This is a genomic window from Anaerovorax sp. IOR16 (assembly GCF_017168145.1).
Taxonomy (GTDB): Bacteria; Bacillota; Clostridia; order Peptostreptococcales; family Anaerovoracaceae; genus IOR16.
The window spans coordinates 997,232-1,018,764 of the sequence record NZ_JADQTL010000009.1; the positions used below are offsets into that span (position 1 = coordinate 997,232).

General features: G+C 32.3%; 26 protein-coding genes and 1 riboswitch. Of the genes, 2 read left to right on the top strand and 24 right to left on the bottom strand.

Features of this window, described 5'->3' with window-relative positions; genetic code table 11:
- The first annotated feature begins 138 nt into the window (after positions 1-138).
- Positions 139-1,395: an IS256 family transposase gene (locus tag I2490_RS08535; protein WP_442859719.1), complete on the top strand. Its 1,257-nt coding sequence runs from the start codon at positions 139-141 to the stop codon at positions 1,393-1,395.
- A 262-nt stretch (positions 1,396-1,657) separates the two neighbouring features.
- On the opposite strand, the gene I2490_RS08540 is transcribed toward I2490_RS08535, so the two are convergent.
- From I2490_RS08540 to I2490_RS08645, 23 genes are all read right to left on the bottom strand, one after another.
- On the bottom strand, positions 1,658-2,098 hold the full coding sequence (locus tag I2490_RS08540) for a hypothetical protein (protein ID WP_206459286.1): 441 nt from the start codon (positions 2,096-2,098) through the stop codon (positions 1,658-1,660).
- Positions 2,099-2,140: 42 nt separating this feature from the next.
- Positions 2,141-2,986 carry a DUF2812 domain-containing protein gene (locus I2490_RS08545; RefSeq protein WP_206459287.1) on the bottom strand — a complete coding sequence of 282 codons (846 nt, stop codon included), beginning with the start codon at positions 2,984-2,986 and terminating at the stop codon, positions 2,141-2,143.
- Between the two features lie 95 nt (positions 2,987-3,081).
- The gene (locus I2490_RS08550) at positions 3,082-3,687 is read right to left on the bottom strand and encodes a hypothetical protein (RefSeq protein WP_206459288.1); all 606 of its coding nucleotides are present in this window, start codon (positions 3,685-3,687) and stop codon (positions 3,082-3,084) included.
- Between the two features lie 242 nt (positions 3,688-3,929).
- Entirely contained in the window at positions 3,930-4,967 is a 1,038-nt protein-coding gene (locus tag I2490_RS08555) for a serine hydrolase domain-containing protein (protein ID WP_206459289.1), read from the bottom strand.
- The gene (locus I2490_RS08560) at positions 4,954-5,538 is read right to left on the bottom strand and encodes a TetR/AcrR family transcriptional regulator (protein ID WP_206459290.1); all 585 of its coding nucleotides are present in this window, start codon (positions 5,536-5,538) and stop codon (positions 4,954-4,956) included. The genes I2490_RS08555 and I2490_RS08560 overlap by 14 nt, the downstream gene beginning before the upstream one ends.
- Positions 5,539-5,756: 218 nt before the next feature.
- Positions 5,757-6,293, bottom strand: coding sequence for a DUF1062 domain-containing protein (locus I2490_RS08565; RefSeq protein ID WP_206459291.1), 537 nt, complete (start codon positions 6,291-6,293; stop codon positions 5,757-5,759).
- 115 nt (positions 6,294-6,408) lie between these two features.
- On the bottom strand, positions 6,409-6,990 hold the full coding sequence (locus I2490_RS08570; RefSeq protein WP_330634615.1) for a DUF6144 family protein: 582 nt from the start codon (positions 6,988-6,990) through the stop codon (positions 6,409-6,411).
- Between the two features lie 89 nt (positions 6,991-7,079).
- The gene (locus I2490_RS08575) at positions 7,080-7,913 is read right to left on the bottom strand and encodes an AraC family transcriptional regulator (RefSeq protein ID WP_206459292.1); all 834 of its coding nucleotides are present in this window, start codon (positions 7,911-7,913) and stop codon (positions 7,080-7,082) included.
- A gap of 221 nt (positions 7,914-8,134) precedes the next feature.
- Entirely contained in the window at positions 8,135-8,902 is a 768-nt protein-coding gene (locus tag I2490_RS08580; RefSeq protein ID WP_206459293.1) for an alpha/beta fold hydrolase, read from the bottom strand.
- A gap of 248 nt (positions 8,903-9,150) precedes the next feature.
- Positions 9,151-9,615: a GyrI-like domain-containing protein gene (locus I2490_RS08585; protein ID WP_206459294.1), complete on the bottom strand. Its 465-nt coding sequence runs from the start codon at positions 9,613-9,615 to the stop codon at positions 9,151-9,153.
- A 143-nt stretch (positions 9,616-9,758) separates the two neighbouring features.
- Positions 9,759-10,493 carry an AAA family ATPase gene (locus I2490_RS08590; protein ID WP_245157118.1) on the bottom strand — a complete coding sequence of 245 codons (735 nt, stop codon included), beginning with the start codon at positions 10,491-10,493 and terminating at the stop codon, positions 9,759-9,761.
- 44 nt (positions 10,494-10,537) lie between these two features.
- Complete coding sequence (locus I2490_RS08595; protein ID WP_206459295.1) at positions 10,538-10,954, bottom strand: hypothetical protein; 417 nt, start codon at positions 10,952-10,954, stop codon at positions 10,538-10,540.
- Positions 10,955-11,037: 83 nt separating this feature from the next.
- Complete coding sequence (locus I2490_RS08600) at positions 11,038-11,643, bottom strand: lactate utilization protein (RefSeq protein ID WP_206459296.1); 606 nt, start codon at positions 11,641-11,643, stop codon at positions 11,038-11,040.
- A gap of 83 nt (positions 11,644-11,726) precedes the next feature.
- Positions 11,727-12,158, bottom strand: coding sequence for a hypothetical protein (locus I2490_RS08605; RefSeq protein WP_245157119.1), 432 nt, complete (start codon positions 12,156-12,158; stop codon positions 11,727-11,729).
- Complete coding sequence (locus I2490_RS16640) at positions 12,082-12,387, bottom strand: hypothetical protein (protein WP_245157120.1); 306 nt, start codon at positions 12,385-12,387, stop codon at positions 12,082-12,084. The genes I2490_RS08605 and I2490_RS16640 overlap by 77 nt, the downstream gene beginning before the upstream one ends.
- Before the next feature lie 2 nt (positions 12,388-12,389).
- Positions 12,390-13,256: a cobyric acid synthase gene (locus I2490_RS08610; protein ID WP_206459297.1), complete on the bottom strand. Its 867-nt coding sequence runs from the start codon at positions 13,254-13,256 to the stop codon at positions 12,390-12,392.
- Positions 13,238-14,005, bottom strand: a complete 768-nt coding sequence (locus tag I2490_RS08615; RefSeq protein WP_206459298.1) for an ABC transporter ATP-binding protein — start codon at positions 14,003-14,005, stop codon at positions 13,238-13,240. Before I2490_RS08615 ends, I2490_RS08610 begins: the two co-directional genes overlap by 19 nt.
- On the bottom strand, positions 13,998-15,023 hold the full coding sequence (locus I2490_RS08620; RefSeq protein ID WP_206459299.1) for a FecCD family ABC transporter permease: 1,026 nt from the start codon (positions 15,021-15,023) through the stop codon (positions 13,998-14,000). The genes I2490_RS08615 and I2490_RS08620 overlap by 8 nt, the downstream gene beginning before the upstream one ends.
- A gap of 2 nt (positions 15,024-15,025) precedes the next feature.
- Positions 15,026-15,964 carry an ABC transporter substrate-binding protein gene (locus I2490_RS08625; RefSeq protein ID WP_245157121.1) on the bottom strand — a complete coding sequence of 313 codons (939 nt, stop codon included), beginning with the start codon at positions 15,962-15,964 and terminating at the stop codon, positions 15,026-15,028.
- A gap of 193 nt (positions 15,965-16,157) precedes the next feature.
- Positions 16,158-16,340: riboswitch (cobalamin riboswitch) on the bottom strand.
- A 126-nt stretch (positions 16,341-16,466) separates the two neighbouring features.
- A complete protein-coding gene (locus I2490_RS08630) occupies positions 16,467-17,084 on the bottom strand; it encodes a lactate utilization protein (RefSeq protein ID WP_330634616.1) in 618 nt (205 codons plus the stop codon).
- Complete coding sequence (locus I2490_RS08635; RefSeq protein ID WP_206459300.1) at positions 17,074-17,958, bottom strand: DMT family transporter; 885 nt, start codon at positions 17,956-17,958, stop codon at positions 17,074-17,076. The genes I2490_RS08630 and I2490_RS08635 overlap by 11 nt, the downstream gene beginning before the upstream one ends.
- A 176-nt stretch (positions 17,959-18,134) precedes the next feature.
- Positions 18,135-18,398 (bottom strand): hypothetical protein, encoded by a 264-nt coding sequence (locus tag I2490_RS08640; RefSeq protein ID WP_206459301.1) that lies wholly within the window; start codon positions 18,396-18,398, stop codon positions 18,135-18,137.
- Positions 18,395-19,639 (bottom strand): DNA polymerase Y family protein, encoded by a 1,245-nt coding sequence (locus tag I2490_RS08645; protein WP_206459703.1) that lies wholly within the window; start codon positions 19,637-19,639, stop codon positions 18,395-18,397. Before I2490_RS08645 ends, I2490_RS08640 begins: the two co-directional genes overlap by 4 nt.
- A gap of 244 nt (positions 19,640-19,883) precedes the next feature.
- On the opposite strand from I2490_RS08645, the gene I2490_RS08650 reads away from it, so the two are divergent.
- A complete protein-coding gene (locus I2490_RS08650; RefSeq protein WP_206459302.1) occupies positions 19,884-20,552 on the top strand; it encodes a hypothetical protein in 669 nt (222 codons plus the stop codon).
- An 86-nt stretch (positions 20,553-20,638) separates the two neighbouring features.
- Here the strand turns inward: I2490_RS08650 and I2490_RS08655 are convergent, their stop codons facing one another.
- A complete protein-coding gene (locus I2490_RS08655; RefSeq protein ID WP_206459303.1) occupies positions 20,639-21,445 on the bottom strand; it encodes a DUF975 family protein in 807 nt (268 codons plus the stop codon).
- Positions 21,446-21,533 lie beyond the last annotated feature (88 nt).

Below are 21,533 nucleotides of genomic sequence, written 5' to 3' on the forward strand. Positions count from 1 at the left end.
AAAAAATTATAAAAGGTACACATAAACGATTCATCTAGCATCTTCTTAACTTTTATACTCTTAAACGGGAGTATCCTAAAGTTTGTGTAAACCTCTAAACTGATGTAAGATAAATATATCAGTTTGGAGGTTTTATTTATGCCCAAAAGAAGAAAAGAATCACCCCAAAAACAAGCAATCAGAAAAATGATGCAGGAATACTTAAAAGAGAATGATATTCCTATCAAAAATGGTACAGATGTCAATTCTGTTATGCGTGATATGATGTCTGTATTACTGGAGGGTTCTCTGGAAGGAGAATTAGAAGACGAACTGGGATACTCAAAATATGACTATCGGAATAAGGAAACCGACAATAGTCGGAATGGATATTCTTCTAAAATCATGCATACAAACTATGGAGATATGAATGTTGCTATTCCTCGTGACCGTAATGGAGAATATGAACCCCAGCTTATCAAGAAATATCAAAATACCGTTACGCAAGATATGGAAGAAAGGATACTTTCCATGTATGCAAAAGGTATGACTACAAATGATATTGAATCCCATATGCGTGAGTTATATGACATTGATATTTCTGACAGTACGATTAGCCGAGTTACTGATAAAATTATACCGATTGTAAAGGAATGGCAGGAACGTCCTTTGGAAGAAGTATATGCGGTTGTTTTTATGGATGCAATTCATTTCCACGTTCGTAGTGAAGGAAGAATACGAAAAAAGGCTGTGTATATTGCTTTGGGAATTGATATGAATGGTAGAAAGGACGTTTTAGGTATGTATGTTGGTGAAAATGAAAATGCTAAATTCTGGCTTTCTATACTGAATGGGCTAAAAAATCGTGGTGTAAAAGATATCTTAATAACATGTATTGATGGACTAAGTGGATTTCCACAAGCAATTGAAGCAGTCTATCCTGAAACAGAGATACAGCAGTGCATTATTCATCAAATCCGTAACTCCACTAAATTTGTATCCTACAAAGATTTGAAAGCTCTGATGGCTGATTTGAAGCGAGTCTATACTGCCCCAACAGAAGAATTAGCCCTAAATGAATTGGAGTTGTTTCAAGAAAAATGGGATGTAAAATATCCGAAAATCTATAAATCTTGGCATGATAATTGGTCAACTTTAGCAACCTATTTTAAATATCCTGAAGCTGTTAGGCGGCTTATTTATACCACAAATGCCATTGAGGGATTTAATCGTCAACTTCGTAAAGTAACAAAAAGCAAGACAATTTTTCCTTCTGACGATAGCCTTTTAAAAATGCTATATCTGGCAACGATAGATATCACAAAAAAGTGGACAGGATATCGTAGGGACTGGGGACGGATATATTCCCAGTTAGAGATTTATTTTGAGGAAAGACTAAAAAATCTCAACTTCTAAAAAACAACTTGTTCGGCAAGTTTTATTGACATGCAAAAAAATCATTGTATAATGCAAACAAGGGTAGAATCCCAAAATTGACTCTGCCCTTAAGTAACTATTCACATATCTTATATCAGATTTTTGAGTTTACACAAAACTTGAAACTGTCCCTCTTAAACTTAAATAATTTTCTTTTCATGGTTTCCTCTATGTATCTTTTATTATTTTTAATTACTATACATCCATATATTATAAATAATTAGGAATTGATTATATACATTTACATAATTCTTTCAATAAAATATATTTGATTAATATCTGGGTTTGGGAAATAAATAATCACCAAAGTACTTCCATCCTTATATTTATACTCTTTCCACCATATATAATATTGATTAAAAGAAATCCTATATTCCATTGGAACCTTTAAAGAATCTAAGACTTCCCGTACAAAAGTTTCTATTTCTATATTTTTTTCTACTCCAAAACTATTAATAAATGATAAATTTTCATCTTTTATTCTAAAAACTGTATAACGGTCTCCATCACCATGAAAGCCAATTTCTTTGATTTTATATGATACTTTAAAACTTGCAGGTATATCTATCCCCCAATTTAACTTAAAAAGCTTAGTTTCAGAAAAATATAGTTTCCCACCAATATAAATTAAAATTGGAGTTAATAATAAGATGAATATAATCGTAATAATCATTTTTTTCATTGTACTTCTACCTCAAAAAAGGACATTGGCTTTTAAAGTTTATCAATTATTCGCAAAAGAAAAATATATCATTAATACCATCCAAAAATAAAGTAAATTTACAAATGATGTTTTCATATAAACCTTGTATGATATAGCAATAATTATAAGAACTGCCCACGAAACATAAATATTTAATGTAATAATCCAAGATGTGGTGTTAAAAAGTATAAAAATACCCAAAATAATACTAAAAAGTAAAGTAAATATTTCATATATACTTCCTAATCGAAACATCATTTTTTTAAAATTTGTACGCTTATATTTTAAGTTTTGGTTAAAATTATTATTTATAGTTTTCCTCCAAAGAATATAATCGCTCACTTCTGCTACATAGTAAATTATAAAATTAATAACCAACATAATACCTACTATAAATGCATATGAATTGATTAAAAATTCTCTTGAATAGATTTCATATCCATCAACTGTCATACCATAGAGATATAAGAAGCTAAGGCATAAAACAAGCAGAAAGTATATCAATCCAAATATTATATTATTCTTTATTGCTTTCTGTCTTAATGTGTATTGATTTTGTTCAATCGTTTTTTTATTAAAATCCAAGGGAATTTGATTTCTTGATCGGAATACGATTAAATAGTGATTTTTACATACAAAATCCCAACCACCCTGTATCATATCTTCTATTATTTTATCTGCCTTTTGTTTTGTATAATATAAAACTTTATATTTGGTATCTGTATTATTTATTGGAGAATTAATAAAACGAAAAAAATTACCATCTATTTGAGAAAGGGCGAAGCCGTATTTTGCCATACTGGTCAAATAATTTTCAATTTCATCCGTTTCATAAAATTGAAAATTATGATACTTTATCTTATCCATTAAATTCCCCCTATTTAGTAGTTTTTATAATTCCCTTGTTATTATCATTTAAATAGATCATATTATCACTTCTATTAAAAGCGTTAAAGTGAGGTCTATTTAGTGAATACATATTCTCCATAAATATCTATACGCTTACAATAATTATTTTCGATAAAAGCGTCTTTTACATATGTACTTAAGTCAATGTTATTTCTTTTTGCAGCTTCTTCTGTTATATCAATTCTTCCTACCTCCATAATCAAAATCGTTGGCTCTTCCTCCCAAATATCACAATGTGGTCCTGCAAGTTTAAATTTAATTCCTTTGTCTAGTGGAACTGCCTGCACTAAAAATACACTTTTGGGTATAACAACAATCTTATTTTCTTCATTTAAATCCAGTAAAGCTATGACTTTACATTCAAAAACAATATTATCACTAACTATTCTTTTTGTGATTTCAATTGGTTGTATATTTACCTCTGACTTATTCTCCATATAATTTTGTAAAATAGTTTCTATTTCTAAAAAATCATCATTTCTAGATGCTTCCTTCACGATTCTATATTGAGACAAATAATCTTCTTCCGAAATATACTTTAAATGCTCTGAATAATTTCTTCGGTGAATATTAAAAAAATCTGGTGATAAAACATCAACTACTAATGTAAAAATCAAAAAAATGAAACAAAATATAATATAATATTTTTTTTTACCCATTATTTTACTCCTAAATTTGCAATTCCTTTATAGACTCTATTATTAAACATTAATGTTTTTTACGTAAAATTTATCGATTGTTAAACCATATCATTTTAGATTCAAAGTTACAATACGAAAGAGCTGAAATGTTGTTTTTGAATGTGGAAATGTGATTATTAATATTTGCTCTTTCGTTTTCATATTTATCATCCTTTCCATGTAAGGTTATATAAATAATCTCTAACTTGTAATAATCCAACTTATGCTGACAATATATTACGAGTATTCATTTCCATCATTAAAAGTAATCGAATTGGTATTGAGGGACTACTGCCTTGATTTACATCACCCACAAAGAATAAATCTGTTTCAGGACAATAAAACGCATATGAGCCCGTGGACCCTGAATGACCAATCAATTGATTTTTCTTAATAAAAAGCATCCCACTTTTTAAATACATATACCCCCCTGCATAATGAATGCCTCCAAAAGTAATTTGTAATCTTTTATGATTTTGTAATTGCTCAAATACCTGCTTATTAAATAGTTTTCCACCCCAAAAAGCTTTAATAAATATCATAAGCTCTCTAGCTGTTGTAACCCCTCCTCCACTCGCAGGACAAGATCTTAAAAACTTAACGAGAGATAACTTTTTTTCTTTATAATAAACGTTAGGAACATAATCTGTATCTGCTGTAACTATATATGTTGACTTTAAGTTTAGTGGTTTAAAGATAAACATGCAAAAAACTTCAGATAGTGTTTTTTGTGTTATTCGTTCAATAATCTTCCCTAAAAGATCAAAATTAATATCGGCATAATAACTTCTAGATCCCATACGAGGTGCAAATTTAGGATTCATTGTTTTGTTTATTGCAATCATTTCTTCTAGGTCTACATAAAAATCTTCTTTAAGCATTTTCTTTTCAAAAGGTTCATTGCCCTCTAAAAAGTAATCTGGCAATCCACTTACTTGAAACATTAAATCAGATATTCTCAAATCATTTGAATAATCGATTCCTTTATATACATGTAGTCCATTCATTATTTCTTTATCTAAAAATGTTTTAATTTTATCATTTAATGATAACTTACCTTGTTGGCACAAAATTAATATGCATGTTGTCGTAAATAACTTTGTTATGCTTGCCATATTAATTGGAGAATCAATTGTTCTATGATATCCTTTATTCCAGGATATGCTTCCATCTGTATTCTCAATATATGCGATTGCTTCATGTATTTTTGCAGTTTGACTTAGGCGGTCAAATATTTTTTCACATTTATCGAAGCTCATTATCATGTCCTCCACGTCGCCTCATTCCATCAATAATATCTTGAGCAGTTTCATCTAACATCTGAATAATCATTTCATCTGTTAATATAGCAGATAATTGTTCGTTTCGTGCTAATACAGAAAGACCTGCTTGAAAGGCTTTCATCTTAAATAATATTAGTTCTAATTCTTGTTCAGTGAAATTTGATAATTCTTTGTCTTTTTTCATTTGGTTTATTGCGAAATCAATTGCTTCATTTTGTTTCGCGTAAAACTCATTATGTTTTAAACCAAATTCATCAAACAAAAGTGGATATTTCTTGGCAAAAATAACCGAAGCAATACCTATATCTAAAAATGGATTTCCTGAATTTTGCTCTAATATTAACTGTTTACTGATATCTATTACTTTTAATACTACTTCATTTTTAAGTTCATCAACATCTTTAAAATTAACATAGATAGGGGCAATGGAGCAGCCCAATTTATCCGCAATTTTACGAATTGTTATGGTATTAAAGCCTTCTTTATTAGCAATATCAAAAGCTACATCAATCAATTGTTTTTTTGTAAATTTATTTTTTGGTGGCATAATATTTCACCCTCCTTTTATATATCATTTGATATATATTGTATGATATTTATTAAGAATGTCAATAGAAAGTTTAAGTTAATAAGCAATCTTTTTTACTATCATTAATTTAAATTTTTATAATCCCCATAAAAAGTAAGGGAATCATTCAATGATCCCCTTACTTTTTCTTTATAAATTTTATTCAAATCTCATTATTCATTTTCATAGAAATTCTATTAGTATACAAATTTCACTTCATCATCGGAAAGTTTACTTACTTTTAGCACACCAGTTTCTAATATCTTTTTAGCTTGTGTGCGAGAAATTTCTAAACACTCTGCGATTAGCTTATCGTGACGAATTCTAATTTGATACGGATTACGAAACTGTATTACATTTTCTTTACTATCGCCACCTATATACTTAAGCATATAGGTCGGTTCCCTAAAAATCTTTGCACCTTTTCTCTGAAATAGATTTCTATCCAAACCAAGTCGATTTACAATTTCTTGATTGCTTCTTTGTAATGCTTCGTACTCCGATTTATCAAGTGTATCTCTGTTAATACGAGAATAAACTGGTAGATTATACGTATGTTTACATTTACTACATTGATAAATCAACCAAACATCAATCTGTTTTCCGTTGGCATTCACTCTAATTTTATTAGTATTATGATAGACACTTTTATTCCCACAGCCAGAACAATTGCGAATTATTTTATATGTTTCAGTAGGAACAATCTCATATTTCTTAGATTCTAAATAACTCATATTGCATCTCCTTTTTATAAAACGGATATGCAATCATAACGATTGGATTCAGCATAGAAACAACCTCCTTGTTCAATAACACTTTCAATCAACTTTTATTAGCAGATTTGTTATTTTATTTCCAAATTGAATCATGAGGAATAATTTTCATAAGACAAATATCATCACCCATTTTTATACTTTTTAATAATTCTACCTCAACTTCACATCCAAAGCCTTTTTCAAAAAGAACTTTACTATATCCTGTAGTACACTGACACCATGTATCTGTATCCAATTTATCTACATCCGCAAGCATTGGACAAGGGCAAAATGAGAATTGCAGATAAAGTATGCCCTCTTTACAAAATAGACCAGCTTCTTTTGCCTTATCTAAATTTGCGAAGTCCTCCATACTTGATGCAGCTGCTACTAGCTCTTTAACAAGTGTCAATTTTTCATCCATTCCATATCCACACTGGCAACCCATTCGAATCTGCTTCGTCGTTTCTTGATTGAATTTATTTTCCAATCTATGCATTGTTGACTTCACCCAGCTGGCATTATCTTCGGTTTTTGACAATGCATCATTTCCATACACAATTGCTTTTGCTGTTTCAGCGTCACTTTTGTTTTTAACTGCTTCATAAATAACTTGTTCCTGAATTTTTCTTATATCAAACATTTCAATATCTCCATCTTCTTTTACTTTACTCATAAAAATAGACTTCTTTCTAAGAGAACTACCTAGCTTGGATCATTCTCATTATAGAAAAAAGTCTTTATACTTACTTCTGAATTCTTGCTCTATTTAATTGGAATACATAAATCCATGATTACCTGTCCATTATTTCTGTCAATTTTCCGATAAATATTTAGTCCATATCTTTCATCCATTTCATAACCGCTCTTAGGCAGCCAAATACTAAATATTCCCTGAAGAGTACAAAAAATATCCTGTATTTCCCCCTCAAAGCGATACGTTGCAAATTTCCCACCTTTGATTGTTGTCATATTGTCTAATTCACAAACTTCAGTAACTGTCATACATAAATCACATATGCATCGGTTCAGACTGGTAATCGTAGGATCATCATAAAACCTTTCTATCATAAGAGTCTCTGCTTTAATATGATCTTTGTATGTATCCATAAAGCAAAACCATTTTTCCTTTAGTTCAATATAATTCCCAATAATTCTTTCATAAATAACTAAAACATCATTCATTTCCTCTATTTTAATTCTTTTGGCATAGTCGTCAAATGTTTTAAAGCTAGCAAGTTCTTTGGGATAAAATGGATTAAACCTACTTGTTGCATTTGTAGATTTGCGAAATTTAGCTGGAGAAACGCGATGGTGCTTTTTAAATGCAGAGCTATAATTTGATGAACTATATCCATAATCCAACCCAATATCCGTAATTGTTTTATTCTTTTCCAACTTGATAGCAACAGCACTTTGATCCATTTTCAGACGTTTCATAAATGCATAGACACTTTCGCCTGTTACCTCTTTGAAAGCTCTACAAAAATAAAATTTTGAGAAATGAAAGTGTTTTGCTACATCTTCAATCGAAATATTCTCGTCAAAATGCTGCAAGATGTAATCAATACTTTGATTTATTAATTCCTTTTTGATCATAAGACACACCCTTAGCTTATCCATCAACTTTATAGATAAATATCGAAATAATCCATAATAATTTATCTTATAATATTTTTTCTTCTAGAACAATATAATACGTATAAAATAGGATATCATTCAGGATAAATAAGCAAACGAATCCATTTAATTAGTTAAGTAAGGGAATCATCGCCATGATTCCCTTACCAATTTATTCATAATTTAATTGTACTTATAGATTAGTCATTTTCTAAAAATACCAAGGTTTCTTTAAAAAACTCGTCTTGATTCGATAACATTGCCGGATGCCCTCCATGTTCAAAAATGAACAAATCTCCGTGACCAATTTCTCTTATCATCCTTGAATATGTCTTACTATAGAAATCCTTATCCACACATGTAACGAATTCATCTTCATTACTACCTGTCATTAAAATATCTGCCTTCAATTCAGAAAGCGGTTTATGAAAAAATCTATCGATTAGTTTTGCGTGTTCAGCAATCGCATTCGTGTCATTGTCAACAATATGTTCCCAGTCATTACCGTGCATAGCCTGATAAAACATTCTTGCTCCAGCATCTTGTTTTGACAACTCTCTGTCATTCATAATAGTTGCAGTAAAAGCAGCTAGTGAGTGTTCTCCCTCAAAGCTATCAGCAATAACTTTTCTAACAAGATCTGGCCTTTCTAAAGCCACGTTGATAGCAACCAATGCTCCACCGCTGCTGCCAAGAATGAGAAGATCACGATATTTTTTCTGTCTCAAAAACTCAATCACCTGTTGGGCTTCTTCATACCACAAATCTACAGGAAAGCGTTCAAGTCTATCAGATTTTCCATGCCCTAGAAAATCAAATAAAATCACCTTGTATTCACGAGCATATTGCATGGCAATACTTGTAAACATATTCGACGAAGCAGTATTTCCATGTAAAAGTAACAACGGTCTTCCTGTCCCTATTTCTTCAAAATATATATTTTTCGATTGATATTGAAAATATGACATAATTTGCCTCCTAATTATAAATGTATTTTAAAATATTAAAATCAGCAAGGCTATCTCAAAAATTGTAGCCTTGCTACTCAATCCAAATTCCCATATCGATTCTCCTTTCCAATTTTCATTTATACAAAATAAATTTCGTATTATGCTCAGAATCCATCCTATAAACTGGAATCTAATACCTATTCCCATAATCCCTTAAATATAATTCGCTGTTATCACCTATATATCTCAAATGAAGATCATAGACTTCATAATTTTCGTATAGGAAAAAACATATAAGCTTGGCCGCTTTCAGGGCAATTATAATCATGAACTGCACCAGCTAGCTTGATACCATTCTCATTCAGATATGTGATTACATTCTTAAATGTATTTGGGTATTCATTTTTAACGTAAAGATATTCATATGCGGGAATTATCCATTTTACCCATCCCGCAGGAGGTTGCGCATCATCTTCTACCTCTACACCTGCAAGATAAAGTCCTTTTGTAAAATTATCTTCCCAAGGTTTAAAAGAACGAGTGAAATCAGACATAGCACCCCAAATTCCAAGAAGCTTCCCATTCTCATCTTTTTTTGTTAAATCTACGACTTCATTAAAATGAGAATTAGCATCCTTCCATAAATTCTGAATGAATCCATTACCGTCCATCGTTGAACCCTCTTTACCAATAACAGAAAATGAATTCTTAATACATCGTTGAATATCCATTATCCTACCTCCTATTTTAACGAAAAATAATCATAAATAATATTTTTATCTGATGAATAATAGTATCTATTCATATTTATTTCCGTGAATATCATAAAAAGCTACTCAAATTCGTTATTCTTCTTTTAAAGAAACAGTAAACATTAGTCTTCTAATAAATATTTCAACATTTGTTCCGGATTTTCCAAATATCTTTTTGTTAATTGATAATGTTCCGTTTGCTCATATGAAACAGTTTCTACCTGATTTTCTGTAAATTGATATATACATGCGTTTGGAAATGTCATAAGTATAGGCGAATGTGTTGCAATAATAAATTGAGAATTATTTTTAACTAAACGATCTATCTCCGCAATTAAAGTTAAAATTCTTAATGGAGAAAGTGCCGCTTCAGGTTCATCAAGAATATATATTCCATTTCCTAAAAAACGATTTTGTATTAATGCTAAGAAACTTTCACCATGTGATTGTTTATGTAATGATATGCCTCCATAACTTTGAAGCAACGGTAATTCTTTATCTAATTCATCAATATTTGTAGCTACATTATAAAAACTTTCCGCGCGAAGAAAAAAACCATCTTTTGCAAATTTAGACTTAGAAATTGTTAAAGAATTATACAATTCAGAATGAGTACTATTCGTAGAAAAATTAAAGTTCTTAGTCCCTCCTTCGGCATTAAAACCGTATGCAATCGCTATTGCTTCCAATAATGTCGATTTCCCTGTTCCATTTTCTCCCACTAAAAATGTCACATCATTTTTCAAGGAAAGAGATTTATTTTTCATAAGATATTTTACAATTGGTAAATGATAAAGATAAGAATCTCTATCTATATTTTCATTTAAAATTATACTATCGATAAATTTTCTTTCCAAATCAAATTATCCCCCCCAGTACCATATATAAAATCCATTCATCTTTATTCTAAGAGGTCTTTATATTCTTCAATGTCATTATAATTTTCCTGTCCTCCAATAGTAGTAAAGACACTTTTGTTTTCGCTTATTTGGCTTAATTTAATTGGAGTATCTCCGTTCAATTTAGGTATAACAACTTCAAAAGAATCATCCGCAATTAATGTGACCGTAAAAGAATGAACATCCCCATCAAATTCGTATAAACCTTCTTTGTTTTTTGTATAGATGCCACTATTAACCTGTCGGCTTGATATATACTGTACAAATTCACCATTATCACTATTAACTGAAATCTGCACAATCTCACTTCCGATAAAATCACTTTGATAAAATCCACCTAATTGGGTATCCTCGTTCGAGCAACCTGCAGCCATAACTGCCAGTATCGCAATAATTAAAACAGCTATTATCTTTTTCATAAGCCATATCCTCCACGTCAAAAATAATAATCTCTATGAAACCATTTTAACATAAACTTAAGAGAACCATCGCAATGAGTTTATTAAAAACCAAGCGCTTCATTAATTAATACAATTTCCATATCAATATCGTCCATTTTTTTCATATAAATCATCATTCCGTTACAAATCCGATCCGGACTAGAGCAATCAAAACAGTGGCCTCCCTTTTTTGCACAAGGAGTTTTCAAACCCAATCTCATAGCATTTTGGGGTGCAGCAATATTTCTGGCACGCCAAATAGCCTCTTGAAGTGTAGGAACCAATTTATTGGTTCCTACAATAAAATAAACCTTTTTATGACCAAATATGGACCCAGCTATACGATTTCCAGTACCGTCAATATTAACAAGTTCTCCTGTTTCTGCCAAAGCATTTATTGAAGTGATGTATATATCTGATATTAAGGATTTTTTTGCTATATCAATAAAGTTTGTATTAACTGTACAATGCTGCGGGTCAAAAATTTTATTATGAGAAGAAAGAATTTCAAATAAATTCATACTCAATAGAGTAATGGAATCTCCAAAACCAACTAATTTATTATCTATATTATTATTTAGATATATAGCTGCATCTTCTGCATTTTTAAAAAATGAAACCTCATAACCGTTAAGTCTTAATGATTTAATAGCTTTATCAATATTCATTTAAGCCTTCTCTCTCTAAATAATCTTCATACCACCATAACACAAGTTATAATAACCTTACCTAGCTACTCCCTTATTTGCAGTTATTCACAAATGGGTAAACGAGCAAATTGATCTTGAACTATTTTCTCGCCGTAAGAAAAGGGAATGGGATAGGAAAAAATAGGGCCATCCGATACAAAACTGTGGTATTCTCCATTTTCGCCGCAGATATCGGCTCCCTCCTCGGATATTGATTGAATTGTTTCTTCGGATAAAATCATACCCAGGTGATTATCACTTAATCTTGTTGTATCAACAACGGTAATATTGGCAGTGAAGCCTTCTGCAATAAATTCCCGTACGAGCTTTTCGCGTGATTCCTGCCATAAAGGAAAATATGCTTCAATATCAGCTTCTTTGCAAATATTAGTACACCACTCTAAATGTCCTTCAATATCAATATCCCCCGAACACGCAGACCTCTGCACCATTCTTCTTTTGTTCGCGAAGCTCTTTCTTGAAATTATCTGCATACTCTTTCCCTGATGTTTTTATTAGTTTAATCGGTATGTTTAAAGATTTTGATACCTCATCTAATGTATGCTCTGGCATGCCGTGAAACCAAGAACGATCCACATCAGTGTTATAGGTTATGATTAATGCCATTGGCTTCATACCTTGCTTTATAGCACGATAGATTGCTAATATGCTGTCTTTCCCTCCACTATACGAAGCAACAAATTTCTTATTTTTCATGTTCATAATCATTCTCCCAATATTTTAAGAATTTGTGTTATATCGATATTTTGTCGTACTACATTGGCCAGTTTATCAAACTGAATCTCTATATACTCAGCATAACTCATTTCACCATTGAGTTTTTCTGTTATGTCCTTTTCTGTTTTCATCTTGCCATCAACTAAGCTATCTTCATCTTCGATTTCTATTGAAGTATATGGCAAGATACCCATAATAGGCTTCTGCGTTAATTCTTCCAGAATGTCAACTCCTGATTTAAAATATTCCGTTTTCCCACGAAACTTATTTACAACAATTCCTTTTACCAGTTCTCTTTCTTCTTCATCAAGTAACATAATCGTACCATAAATGGATGCAAAAATACCGCCACGACTGATATCTGAAACCAACAAAACAGGACACTTCGCTTTTCTTGCAAATCCCATATTGACAACATCTTCTTGCTTTATATTCAATTCAACAGGACTACCAGCACCTTCTACAACAACAATATCATATTGGTGTACCAATCGGTTGTATGCTTCAAAAATATTCTCAGCCAGCCGTTTCTTTAACCTTTTGTATTCAAAATCTTTAAGATATCCAATCGACTTACCATTCAATATTACTTCCGATCCTCCAATATCAGTTGGCTTTAACAATACCGGGTTCATATCTGTTTTAGGGCTTATTCCACAAGCATAAGCAGCGATTGCCTGTGACCTCGCCATTTCCATTCCATCCTCAAAAACATGTGCATTGGATGATAAATTTTGTGCTTTAAAAGGAGCTACTGAATACCCTGCCTGTTTTAACACTCTGCAGAGTCCTGTGACCAAAGTCGACTTTCCTGCTCCAGATGATGTTCCTTGAATCATGATAGACTTTCCCATATTCTTAACGACTCCCTCATATAATTTCCTACATTAATTTTATAAACCGGTTCAATAATTCGTGAATTTAAAACTTCCTCAGGAGTTCCAATTGCTTGAATTCTCCCATTATTCATCAATAAAATCCGATCCGATAACCGTACTGCAAGATTAATATCATGAAGTACACCGATGACGCTTTTTCCGTTCTTTTTCGCCCAACTCCTTAAAAAATCAATTAATTCAATTTGAAAATATAAATCAAGATGATTCGTAGGCTCATCCAGCAAAATCATATCAGGCTCTTGTACCAAAGCTTTTGCCAACAGAACTCTTTGAAGCTGTCCACCGGAAAGTGTGCTGATACTTTGAGAAGAAATATCTAAAAGCCCGACTGTTTTTAACGCAGATTTCACAGACGTAACATCACTCTCATCAATATCCGATAAAAGACGTCGCTTTTTTTTAGAATATCGTCCCATCATCACCGTATCATAGATTGAATAATCAAAATAGATGGTTGTCATTTGACTAAACAAAGCAATTTTCCCTGCCAATGACTTTCGATTCATATTTTTTATATTTTGATTATCTATATAAATATCTCCATCAAATTTAATGATATTTGCAATCGTTCGAAGCAATGTTGTTTTTCCGCAGCCATTTGGTCCTATAATAGATAAATTTTCACCTGTCGGAACTGAAAAAGAAATGTCATGTAAAACTTTTCTCTCATCATATCCAGCGGAAACATTTTGTACGTTAAGCATTCCTTTGACCTCCCTTACCTTGAAAATAGAGGAATATAAAAAATGGTGCACCAATCGCTGATGTAACTGCACCAACCGGTAATTCCACAGGTGCTACTATTGTTCTTGCTACTAAATCACACAATGTCATAAAAATCCCACCCATTAATGCAGTTGCAGGAATTACAATTTTATGTCTTGAACCAAAAATACGACGTGCCATATGCGGCGTAAATAAATCAACAAAACCAATCACTCCTGCAATAGAAACTGCACAGCCGGTTAGAATCGCTCCAACTGCCAACAACATCCATTTCACACTTAATACATTGACTCCAGAAGCTTTTGCTTGTTCTTCACCAAATGTCATTAGATCCATTTCACTGGAAAAGAACATCACTACAAATATCCCAATCATTGCAATCGGGAAAAGCAAAATAGGATGCGTCCAGTCTTTGAGTGCAAAACTTCCAAGCTGCCAAAATGTTATTTGCTTTGCCGTTTGGTTGGCAAAAGCCATTATAAAAGCAATCACTGCATTCGCAAACATAGAAAACGCCATACCCGTAAGGATAATTGTAATATTCCCCATGTTTCTATCTAGTTTTGTGGCAAGTGCTACTGCTAAAAATACAGTAAGAAGTCCAAAGGACAATCCAAAAAAAGGAAGTGTTAATATACCGAAAAATGAAAACCCAAATAGTATGGCAATACTTGCTCCAACGGCAGCACCTGAAGATATTCCCAAAGTATACGAAGATGCCAGCGGGTTGCGAAGAACCGATTGAGAAAGTACACCGCTAACAGCCAACATGCCTCCTACTATAAATGACAGTAATGCTCTCGGCAAACGTATTTTCAAAAAAATAACCATATTTGATTCGATTGGAGGTACATCAAAATGAATATCAAACAACTTTGATACTATGATTTTGAAAATATCAGATGGTGTTATAAAAACACTTCCAATACAGATAGCTAACATTAAAACTAATACAGCAACGATTAGTAAAATAATAAATTTTATACTTTTTTTCATAATCAATCTTTATACACTTCCGGATACAATGCCTTTGCCATTTGCTTCAATGCGATAACAATATTATGAGTGGATAAGGAGCTTGCATTTTTATCAATATAATAAACTTGCTTCTCTTTGATTGCTTGAATACTTTCCCATCCGTTTCTTTTCAATATCTTACCTGTAGGATCCTCTGTATAATCACAGTTTGTGAAAATCACATCCGGATTCGCATTGATTATAGATTCTTCGGAAACATTAACCCAGCCCGATTGTTGTGCAAAAACATTTTCTGCGCCTACGATTTCAAGCATTTCATTTATAAAAGTATCTTGACCAAAAGTACAAAGTGTTGGCTCTGACGCGATTTCAAAATATACTTTTTTCTTTGTTGTGACAGAATTTGATGCTTCTTTAACCTTATCAATTTCAGACTCCATAGATTTTATAATCGTTTCTGCTTCTTCAGCTTCATTAACAAGCTCTCCAATAAATAAGATACTTTTTTTAATTTCATCAATGCTATTGGCACTAGGAATTGCAACAACGCAAACCCCTGCATCTCTAATTGGCTTGAATATATCTTCACCGCCACCTATATTACTCATGCCTGTAACAAAAACAATATCCGCATCTAAGGCAATGATTTGCTCAGTATCCGGCTTCATCATGTCAAACTGCAACAAATTTTCAGGAATTCCTTCGATGGAAGTAGAGTAGCTATCAATCGCGATCAGATGATCAGTCAATCCTAAATCAACAAGGATATCCGTGTTAGAAGTACCTAACGAAATAATTTTATCCGTTTTCGTAGGCAAAACAATTTCATTTCCTAAAAGATCTGTTGTCATCTGCGACTGGTTATTATCAGAAAGATTGTCCCCATTATTGTTTTGGCAACCTGCAAACATTGATGTTATCAACAATACTGCCAATAAGATTACTATTCTTTTTTTCATTTTTACAATTCCTCATCTCTAAGCTGTTTTTATTATACTTACTACATTTACCGCTCTTCAAAAACTTTTTAAAAGCATAATAAAAAGTTCTTGTCTCAGAACAAGAACTTGATTCATAAAAAACAATATAACAAAATCTATCTTTCACGTTATATATGCACTTATAATCCTAGCCTTAATTCCTGTAAGACAATGTTTGGAACCCATATCGGCAGGTCTTACGACTTAGACATCAAACATCACTTTCGCCTTCCCGGAAAAAACCAGTGGCATTCAGAAAGCAACTACATCAATACGTCAGCAGGACTGTTCAGGATTCACACCTGATTCCCTATTTTGCAAAATCATTTTGCATACCGATAATCGTATACTATTATACATTAATTTATGAAAGAGAACCATAACTATTTTGATTATTTTGTATTTTTTGAGTATTATACTTTATTTTTATAACTTATACTTCATCGTTTCAATCAAATTTACAAACATGTAATTTAGTCATTTATGCTCCCAACTCTTCATTGACTATTATAACTGTCATTTCTACCCCACTCATAGGTCTTTCTAATATCAGAAATCCATTACAAATTCGGTCTGGACTGTTACAGTCGTAGCATTTATCTGCATTTTTAGCACAAGGTGTCTTTTGATTCAATCTTTTTGCATTTTTTGGCGCTGCAATATTTCTTGCTCTCCATATAGCCTCATTCAAATTTTCTGTTACTTTATTTATACCTATAATAAAATAAACTTTCTCATGTCCATATGCTATCGATGAAATTCTATTGCCAGTTCCGTCAATATTTACAATCTCACCTGTTTCAGCAATCGCATTCGCGGAACTAATATATATTTCTGCGCTGCCAGCCAATTTATTTACCTCTTTAGAACCACCATATTTTTCTATTAATTCAGGCAGCCAATGCCAATAAACAGTATTATTCTGCATAAGTGCCTTGTCTAATTCCATTTGCTTTACGGTTTGTGCTCCCCCGATACCAATCGTTTTTCCCGATAATGAATCTGTCATATATTTAACAGCTTCTTTCGATGTATCAAAATATTCCACATGAAATCCCTTTGTTTGAAGAGTATTTATCAATTTATTTTTATCCATCATCTTGTCCTCCTAAATCTTTTATATTATATTTTTTCATTTGGCTGAACAAAGTGCCTCCGAAAATAAGGATTGCTCCTAGTATCTGATACCATTTTAAGCTTTCTTCAAGAAATATAAAGGCAAATATCAATGCAGAAGCAGGGTCTATATAGCTAAAAAGTGAAATATTTTGCCCGGACAAGTGTTTCATAGCTGTGATGTACATAGAAAAAGCGATGCCCGTATGTAAGATACCTAAAATAGAAATGAGTAAAATATCTTTACCTGCAGGAAGATACAATAGTTTCCCGGTTGTTGCGAAACAATAAATTGTCATAATAAGGGCTGCAACGATAAGTTGAACAAAGGTGCTTTCAAGCCCTGAAACTTCATGGATATATTTATTCACAATCATAAGTGCGGCATACAGGAGTGCAGCAATCAATGCATACAATGCACCTGAAGAAAACTCACCGACTCTTGTTCCGACAAGATTGACGATAAGCATTCCGATAACCGCCGCAGCAATGCCGATAACTTGTTGTGTCGTAACCTTCTCTTTAAAGATTACCGGTGCGAGGGAAAACACGATAATCGGTGCACAATAATATAACATTGTTGCGACACCTACCGAAGTATGTTGAAAGGCTTCAAACAAGAATGCCCAACCTCCGCCCAAGACGATGCCTGCAATAATCAGAGGAATCCAGTTTCTTTTAACACCTGTATAATCTATCGGTTTCTTTTTTATAACAAAAACAAGAAGCAAAAAAATACTCCCGATAATTGTTCTCCATTGTACGATTTCAGCACTTGGAATATTGATGTTTTTCACAAAAATACCTATGCTGCCGAAAATCAACATAGCTGATACGAATTTAAGCTTTGCAGTCATAAAAGATCCTCTTTTGAACAAAATATTGCTTCCTTATCTAGCAAGACGAAACATGTTACCAAAATCATCCATTACTCATATGTTATAATATATTTTCTTCTTTAACAATAGTAAACATTTGAAATGTTATTTTTAGTGCTTAAATATAATATTTTAAAATAGGGCTCCTTGACCTTTCATATTTTATAAAGTTCCCATCGGCATTCATGAATGATATATTTCAACTCAAACCGCTTTTCTATATCATTAATAACACTCTGACAATTATAAATATAGGTTCGTATTCCTGCTGTCTTTCGTTCTTCGCTAGATAAAATCTTTCCGATTTTCACTTCATACCGTTCTCCCGCGCAATCCGTATATTTAAACTTATAAGGAATCGGTTTATCCTTTCCTCTGAAAAGTACAACTGCATCTATGGGCTCTGCAACAATTTTCATTGCTTATATCCTCCCATCATTAAATAATTTCCATCGTTAACACCGCCTTGTATGGGATCTACGTTTCCATTTGCAAAGCTTCCTCGTACAATGGATCGTTCACCAAATCGACTTCGAATTTGATCTAATGTTTGATCCAAACAACTGTTTTTTTCAATCTTTGCACGATCATTAGAAAACATAGACAGTTGTTCGTGATTCATCTCCCCAAAATTTGATACCGACACACCAATCTGGCGAACACCTTCCCCTTTCCAGGATTCATCAAACAAGAGACAAGCATAATGATAAATATCCATTGTTGAATCCAAAAAATCATATAGCTGAATTTGATGGCTGTACCGTATAAATGTATGACTCTTCACGGAAATACTTATTAGAGAAGCCTTTTTCCTTAGTTTCCGAAGCCGCATCGCCGTACGTTCACAAAGTGCCAATAATACCATATGCGCTTCCCTTTGGGTCGTAACATCATAAGCAATTGTTGTACTATTTCCAACACCTTTTTGTATTACATCAGAGTTTAAAACCACAGGTGATTCATCCATTCCATTTGCAAATCTCCATACCATCTCACCATGGGACTTTAAGAGTGCTTTCATGTGAATGGGGTCAGCTTTTGCTAAATCTCCAATGGTATTTATATTAATCCTTCTTAATTTTTTTGAAGTAGCCTTCCCTACCATAAAAAGCTCTTCCACGGATAAAGGCCACATCTTTGCGGGAATTTCCTCCGGAAAAAGAGTATGCACTTGATCAGGCTTTTTCAGCTCAGATGCCATCTTAGCAAGCACCTTATTGCATGATACCCCAATATTAACTGTAAATCCCAACTCTTCTTTGATTCGCTCTTTCATTTCATAAGCGATTGCTACCGCGTTTCCAAAGCGTTTTAAAGAATTGGTAAAATCAAGAAAGCATTCATCTACACTGTACCTTTGAATCTTTGGACTGTACTCTGATAAAATAGAAAACATGGCATCACTGCATAGTAAATAAAGATCATAATTCGGTGGAAATACCAAAAGTTCATTGCACTTCTGTTTGGCTTCGAATAAGCTTTCTCCGGTCTTAATCCCAAATTTCTTTGCAGGAATGGATTTTGCCAAAATAATTCCGTGACGGTTATTTGGATCACCTGCAATCACAGAAGGCACTTTGCGAACATCTAAAGGATACCCACTCTCAAGCAAATTCACTGCAGTCCAACTCAAATACGCAGAATTTGCATCAATATGCATAATAACCAAAGCATCACCTTCCTCAAAGCTACTTTTAAATTAAAAATTTAATTCTGAGACTTATAAGCTATATAATTTGCATACTAATTATATAGAACATACGTTCTTTTTTCAAGAGAGAAAAAATACCATTATAAATCTATCTTTGTCGAAAATCATAGCTATTTATAGAAAATTATGAAAACAACTGGTATAATATAGGAATCAACTAAATTAGGGGGAAATGGGAAGGAGTTAGCTTATAATGAGAATATTAAGAGGTGGAAATGTTACCATAGCGGCACGGAATGGAGCTTCTCGACGTCAGAATCAAAGGAATTCCGTAAATCACACGGGAAATCGTACTTATTCTCGTATATTAGCATATCGTCAAGGAAATAAAAAATTATCCGCTAAAAATATCTCCAGTGATACGAACACGGATTTAAAAAATGAAATGTATAAAGACATAACTTACAATGCTGCAAAAGGAGTAAACAAGTACGCAGAAAAATTAACAGAAACCGAAAAAAATTCTATTTTCGAACAAGGAAAAAAATCGAATAATACAAAGGAAATCATAAAAAATGTCTCTGACTTTATAAAGAATTATAATAATATGGTATCTTGCATGAGCAAATTTAACCTTTCAGAGAACAGCCGTGAGCTTCAATTCCTCTCCAATTGTGCAGAAAAAGAAAAAACAGCTTTAAGCACAGTAGGAATTACCGTATTAAAGGGAGGAAAACTTACCGTAGATCCAAGAGTTTTATCAAAAGCCAATATAGAAGATTTAGAAAAGATTTTTAATGGAAACTCATCATTTTGTGGACAAATTTTAGAAAAAAGTATCCAAATAGAAGAAAAAAATAATAGCAATTCTATGAAAAATCGAAACACAATATCTAAACGGTATTTTGATTTTTCCATATAATCTACATAACTATATTTTAATTTCTAAATTGATACCATTAAAAAAATCCCTTATCGATATAAACTAATAAGGGATTTTTTAGTATTTTATTTTATTTCAAATGGATTTTCTATTTTGTGTTCTTCTTTCTTAGGTTGTTGCTGAATGTCTTCCTGTGAAGGTTCCTTGTTTTCCTCATCATCTACTACAACCGGTTCAAATGGAGATGCATCGTAATTTGAATTATTATTTGCAAAGCTACCATCGTTTGGAATTCTTCGAATTTTTAAATTCCCTTTTGCAATTTCATAAAAGGCAACTGTAGAAACGCTCATATATGGGGTAAGCCATAACGTTCCGATACCTAATGTAAAAACACAAAGAATAGCCCATCCAATAAAGGAAATTTCTAAACAGAATAACTTCCATTTGTTTCCTACCATCATTTGTTTACTTTCACGAATGCACTGCATAATCCCTTTCTCCGGATTATCTGCTAAGATGTAATACACCATAGAATAGCGATATGCTGCAATAATTCCCGGAATGATAAATAATAAAGCCCATAAAAAGGTAAATAATGTAGTCATAAAATATAAACCTAAGGATTTACCGAAATATTCAAATCCAGAAAAAACTTCTGACGGAGTTGTTTGTATTCTTCGAAAAATATGAATCGTAAATATTGCATATCCCAATGTAACCGGTCCACTAATTAAAAAAGAATATAAATTAACAATATTTTCCGTAAATTGAGATTCGAAAAAGATAGTTACTACAATAACAGGTATCACTACAATAACCAATTGAATTAAAGTACCCAAAACAGCTACAGTCCAATTTCCTGTCAATGCTTGCCTCCCAAGCGTTCTTAAATCACTGCTGCTTTCGTTTACAATCACGTTTTGTTCCATCTACTAATCTTCCCTTCTGATTTTAATTTGTCAAAAATGAACAATATCCATATAATTATATCTTCTTTAAAATAAAAATGCAAATATT

Excerpts from the sequence above, each read along its gene's own strand:
- I2490_RS08535 (WP_442859719.1), top strand. The coding sequence starts at position 139 with ATGCCCAAAAGAAGAAAAGAATCACCCCAAAAACAAGCAATCAGAAAA.
- I2490_RS08540 (WP_206459286.1), bottom strand. The coding sequence starts at position 2,098 with ATGAAAAAAATGATTATTACGATTATATTCATCTTATTATTAACTCCA.
- I2490_RS08545 (WP_206459287.1), bottom strand. The coding sequence starts at position 2,986 with ATGGATAAGATAAAGTATCATAATTTTCAATTTTATGAAACGGATGAA.
- I2490_RS08550 (WP_206459288.1), bottom strand. The coding sequence starts at position 3,687 with ATGGGTAAAAAAAAATATTATATTATATTTTGTTTCATTTTTTTGATT.
- I2490_RS08555 (WP_206459289.1), bottom strand. The coding sequence starts at position 4,967 with ATGAGCTTCGATAAATGTGAAAAAATATTTGACCGCCTAAGTCAAACT.
- I2490_RS08560 (WP_206459290.1), bottom strand. The coding sequence starts at position 5,538 with ATGCCACCAAAAAATAAATTTACAAAAAAACAATTGATTGATGTAGCT.
- I2490_RS08565 (WP_206459291.1), bottom strand. The coding sequence starts at position 6,293 with ATGAGTTATTTAGAATCTAAGAAATATGAGATTGTTCCTACTGAAACA.
- I2490_RS08570 (WP_330634615.1), bottom strand. The coding sequence starts at position 6,990 with ATGAGTAAAGTAAAAGAAGATGGAGATATTGAAATGTTTGATATAAGA.
- I2490_RS08575 (WP_206459292.1), bottom strand. The coding sequence starts at position 7,913 with ATGATCAAAAAGGAATTAATAAATCAAAGTATTGATTACATCTTGCAG.
- I2490_RS08580 (WP_206459293.1), bottom strand. The coding sequence starts at position 8,902 with ATGTCATATTTTCAATATCAATCGAAAAATATATATTTTGAAGAAATA.
- I2490_RS08585 (WP_206459294.1), bottom strand. The coding sequence starts at position 9,615 with ATGGATATTCAACGATGTATTAAGAATTCATTTTCTGTTATTGGTAAA.
- I2490_RS08595 (WP_206459295.1), bottom strand. The coding sequence starts at position 10,954 with ATGAAAAAGATAATAGCTGTTTTAATTATTGCGATACTGGCAGTTATG.
- I2490_RS08600 (WP_206459296.1), bottom strand. The coding sequence starts at position 11,643 with ATGAATATTGATAAAGCTATTAAATCATTAAGACTTAACGGTTATGAG.
- I2490_RS08605 (WP_245157119.1), bottom strand. The coding sequence starts at position 12,158 with ATGCAGATAATTTCAAGAAAGAGCTTCGCGAACAAAAGAAGAATGGTG.
- I2490_RS16640 (WP_245157120.1), bottom strand. The coding sequence starts at position 12,387 with ATGAACATGAAAAATAAGAAATTTGTTGCTTCGTATAGTGGAGGGAAA.
- I2490_RS08610 (WP_206459297.1), bottom strand. The coding sequence starts at position 13,256 with ATGGGAAAGTCTATCATGATTCAAGGAACATCATCTGGAGCAGGAAAG.
- I2490_RS08615 (WP_206459298.1), bottom strand. The coding sequence starts at position 14,005 with ATGCTTAACGTACAAAATGTTTCCGCTGGATATGATGAGAGAAAAGTT.
- I2490_RS08620 (WP_206459299.1), bottom strand. The coding sequence starts at position 15,023 with ATGAAAAAAAGTATAAAATTTATTATTTTACTAATCGTTGCTGTATTA.
- I2490_RS08625 (WP_245157121.1), bottom strand. The coding sequence starts at position 15,964 with ATGAAAAAAAGAATAGTAATCTTATTGGCAGTATTGTTGATAACATCA.
- I2490_RS08630 (WP_330634616.1), bottom strand. The coding sequence starts at position 17,084 with ATGATGGATAAAAATAAATTGATAAATACTCTTCAAACAAAGGGATTT.
- I2490_RS08635 (WP_206459300.1), bottom strand. The coding sequence starts at position 17,958 with ATGACTGCAAAGCTTAAATTCGTATCAGCTATGTTGATTTTCGGCAGC.
- I2490_RS08640 (WP_206459301.1), bottom strand. The coding sequence starts at position 18,398 with ATGAAAATTGTTGCAGAGCCCATAGATGCAGTTGTACTTTTCAGAGGA.
- I2490_RS08645 (WP_206459703.1), bottom strand. The coding sequence starts at position 19,639 with ATGCATATTGATGCAAATTCTGCGTATTTGAGTTGGACTGCAGTGAAT.
- I2490_RS08650 (WP_206459302.1), top strand. The coding sequence starts at position 19,884 with ATGAGAATATTAAGAGGTGGAAATGTTACCATAGCGGCACGGAATGGA.
- I2490_RS08655 (WP_206459303.1), bottom strand. The coding sequence starts at position 21,445 with ATGGAACAAAACGTGATTGTAAACGAAAGCAGCAGTGATTTAAGAACG.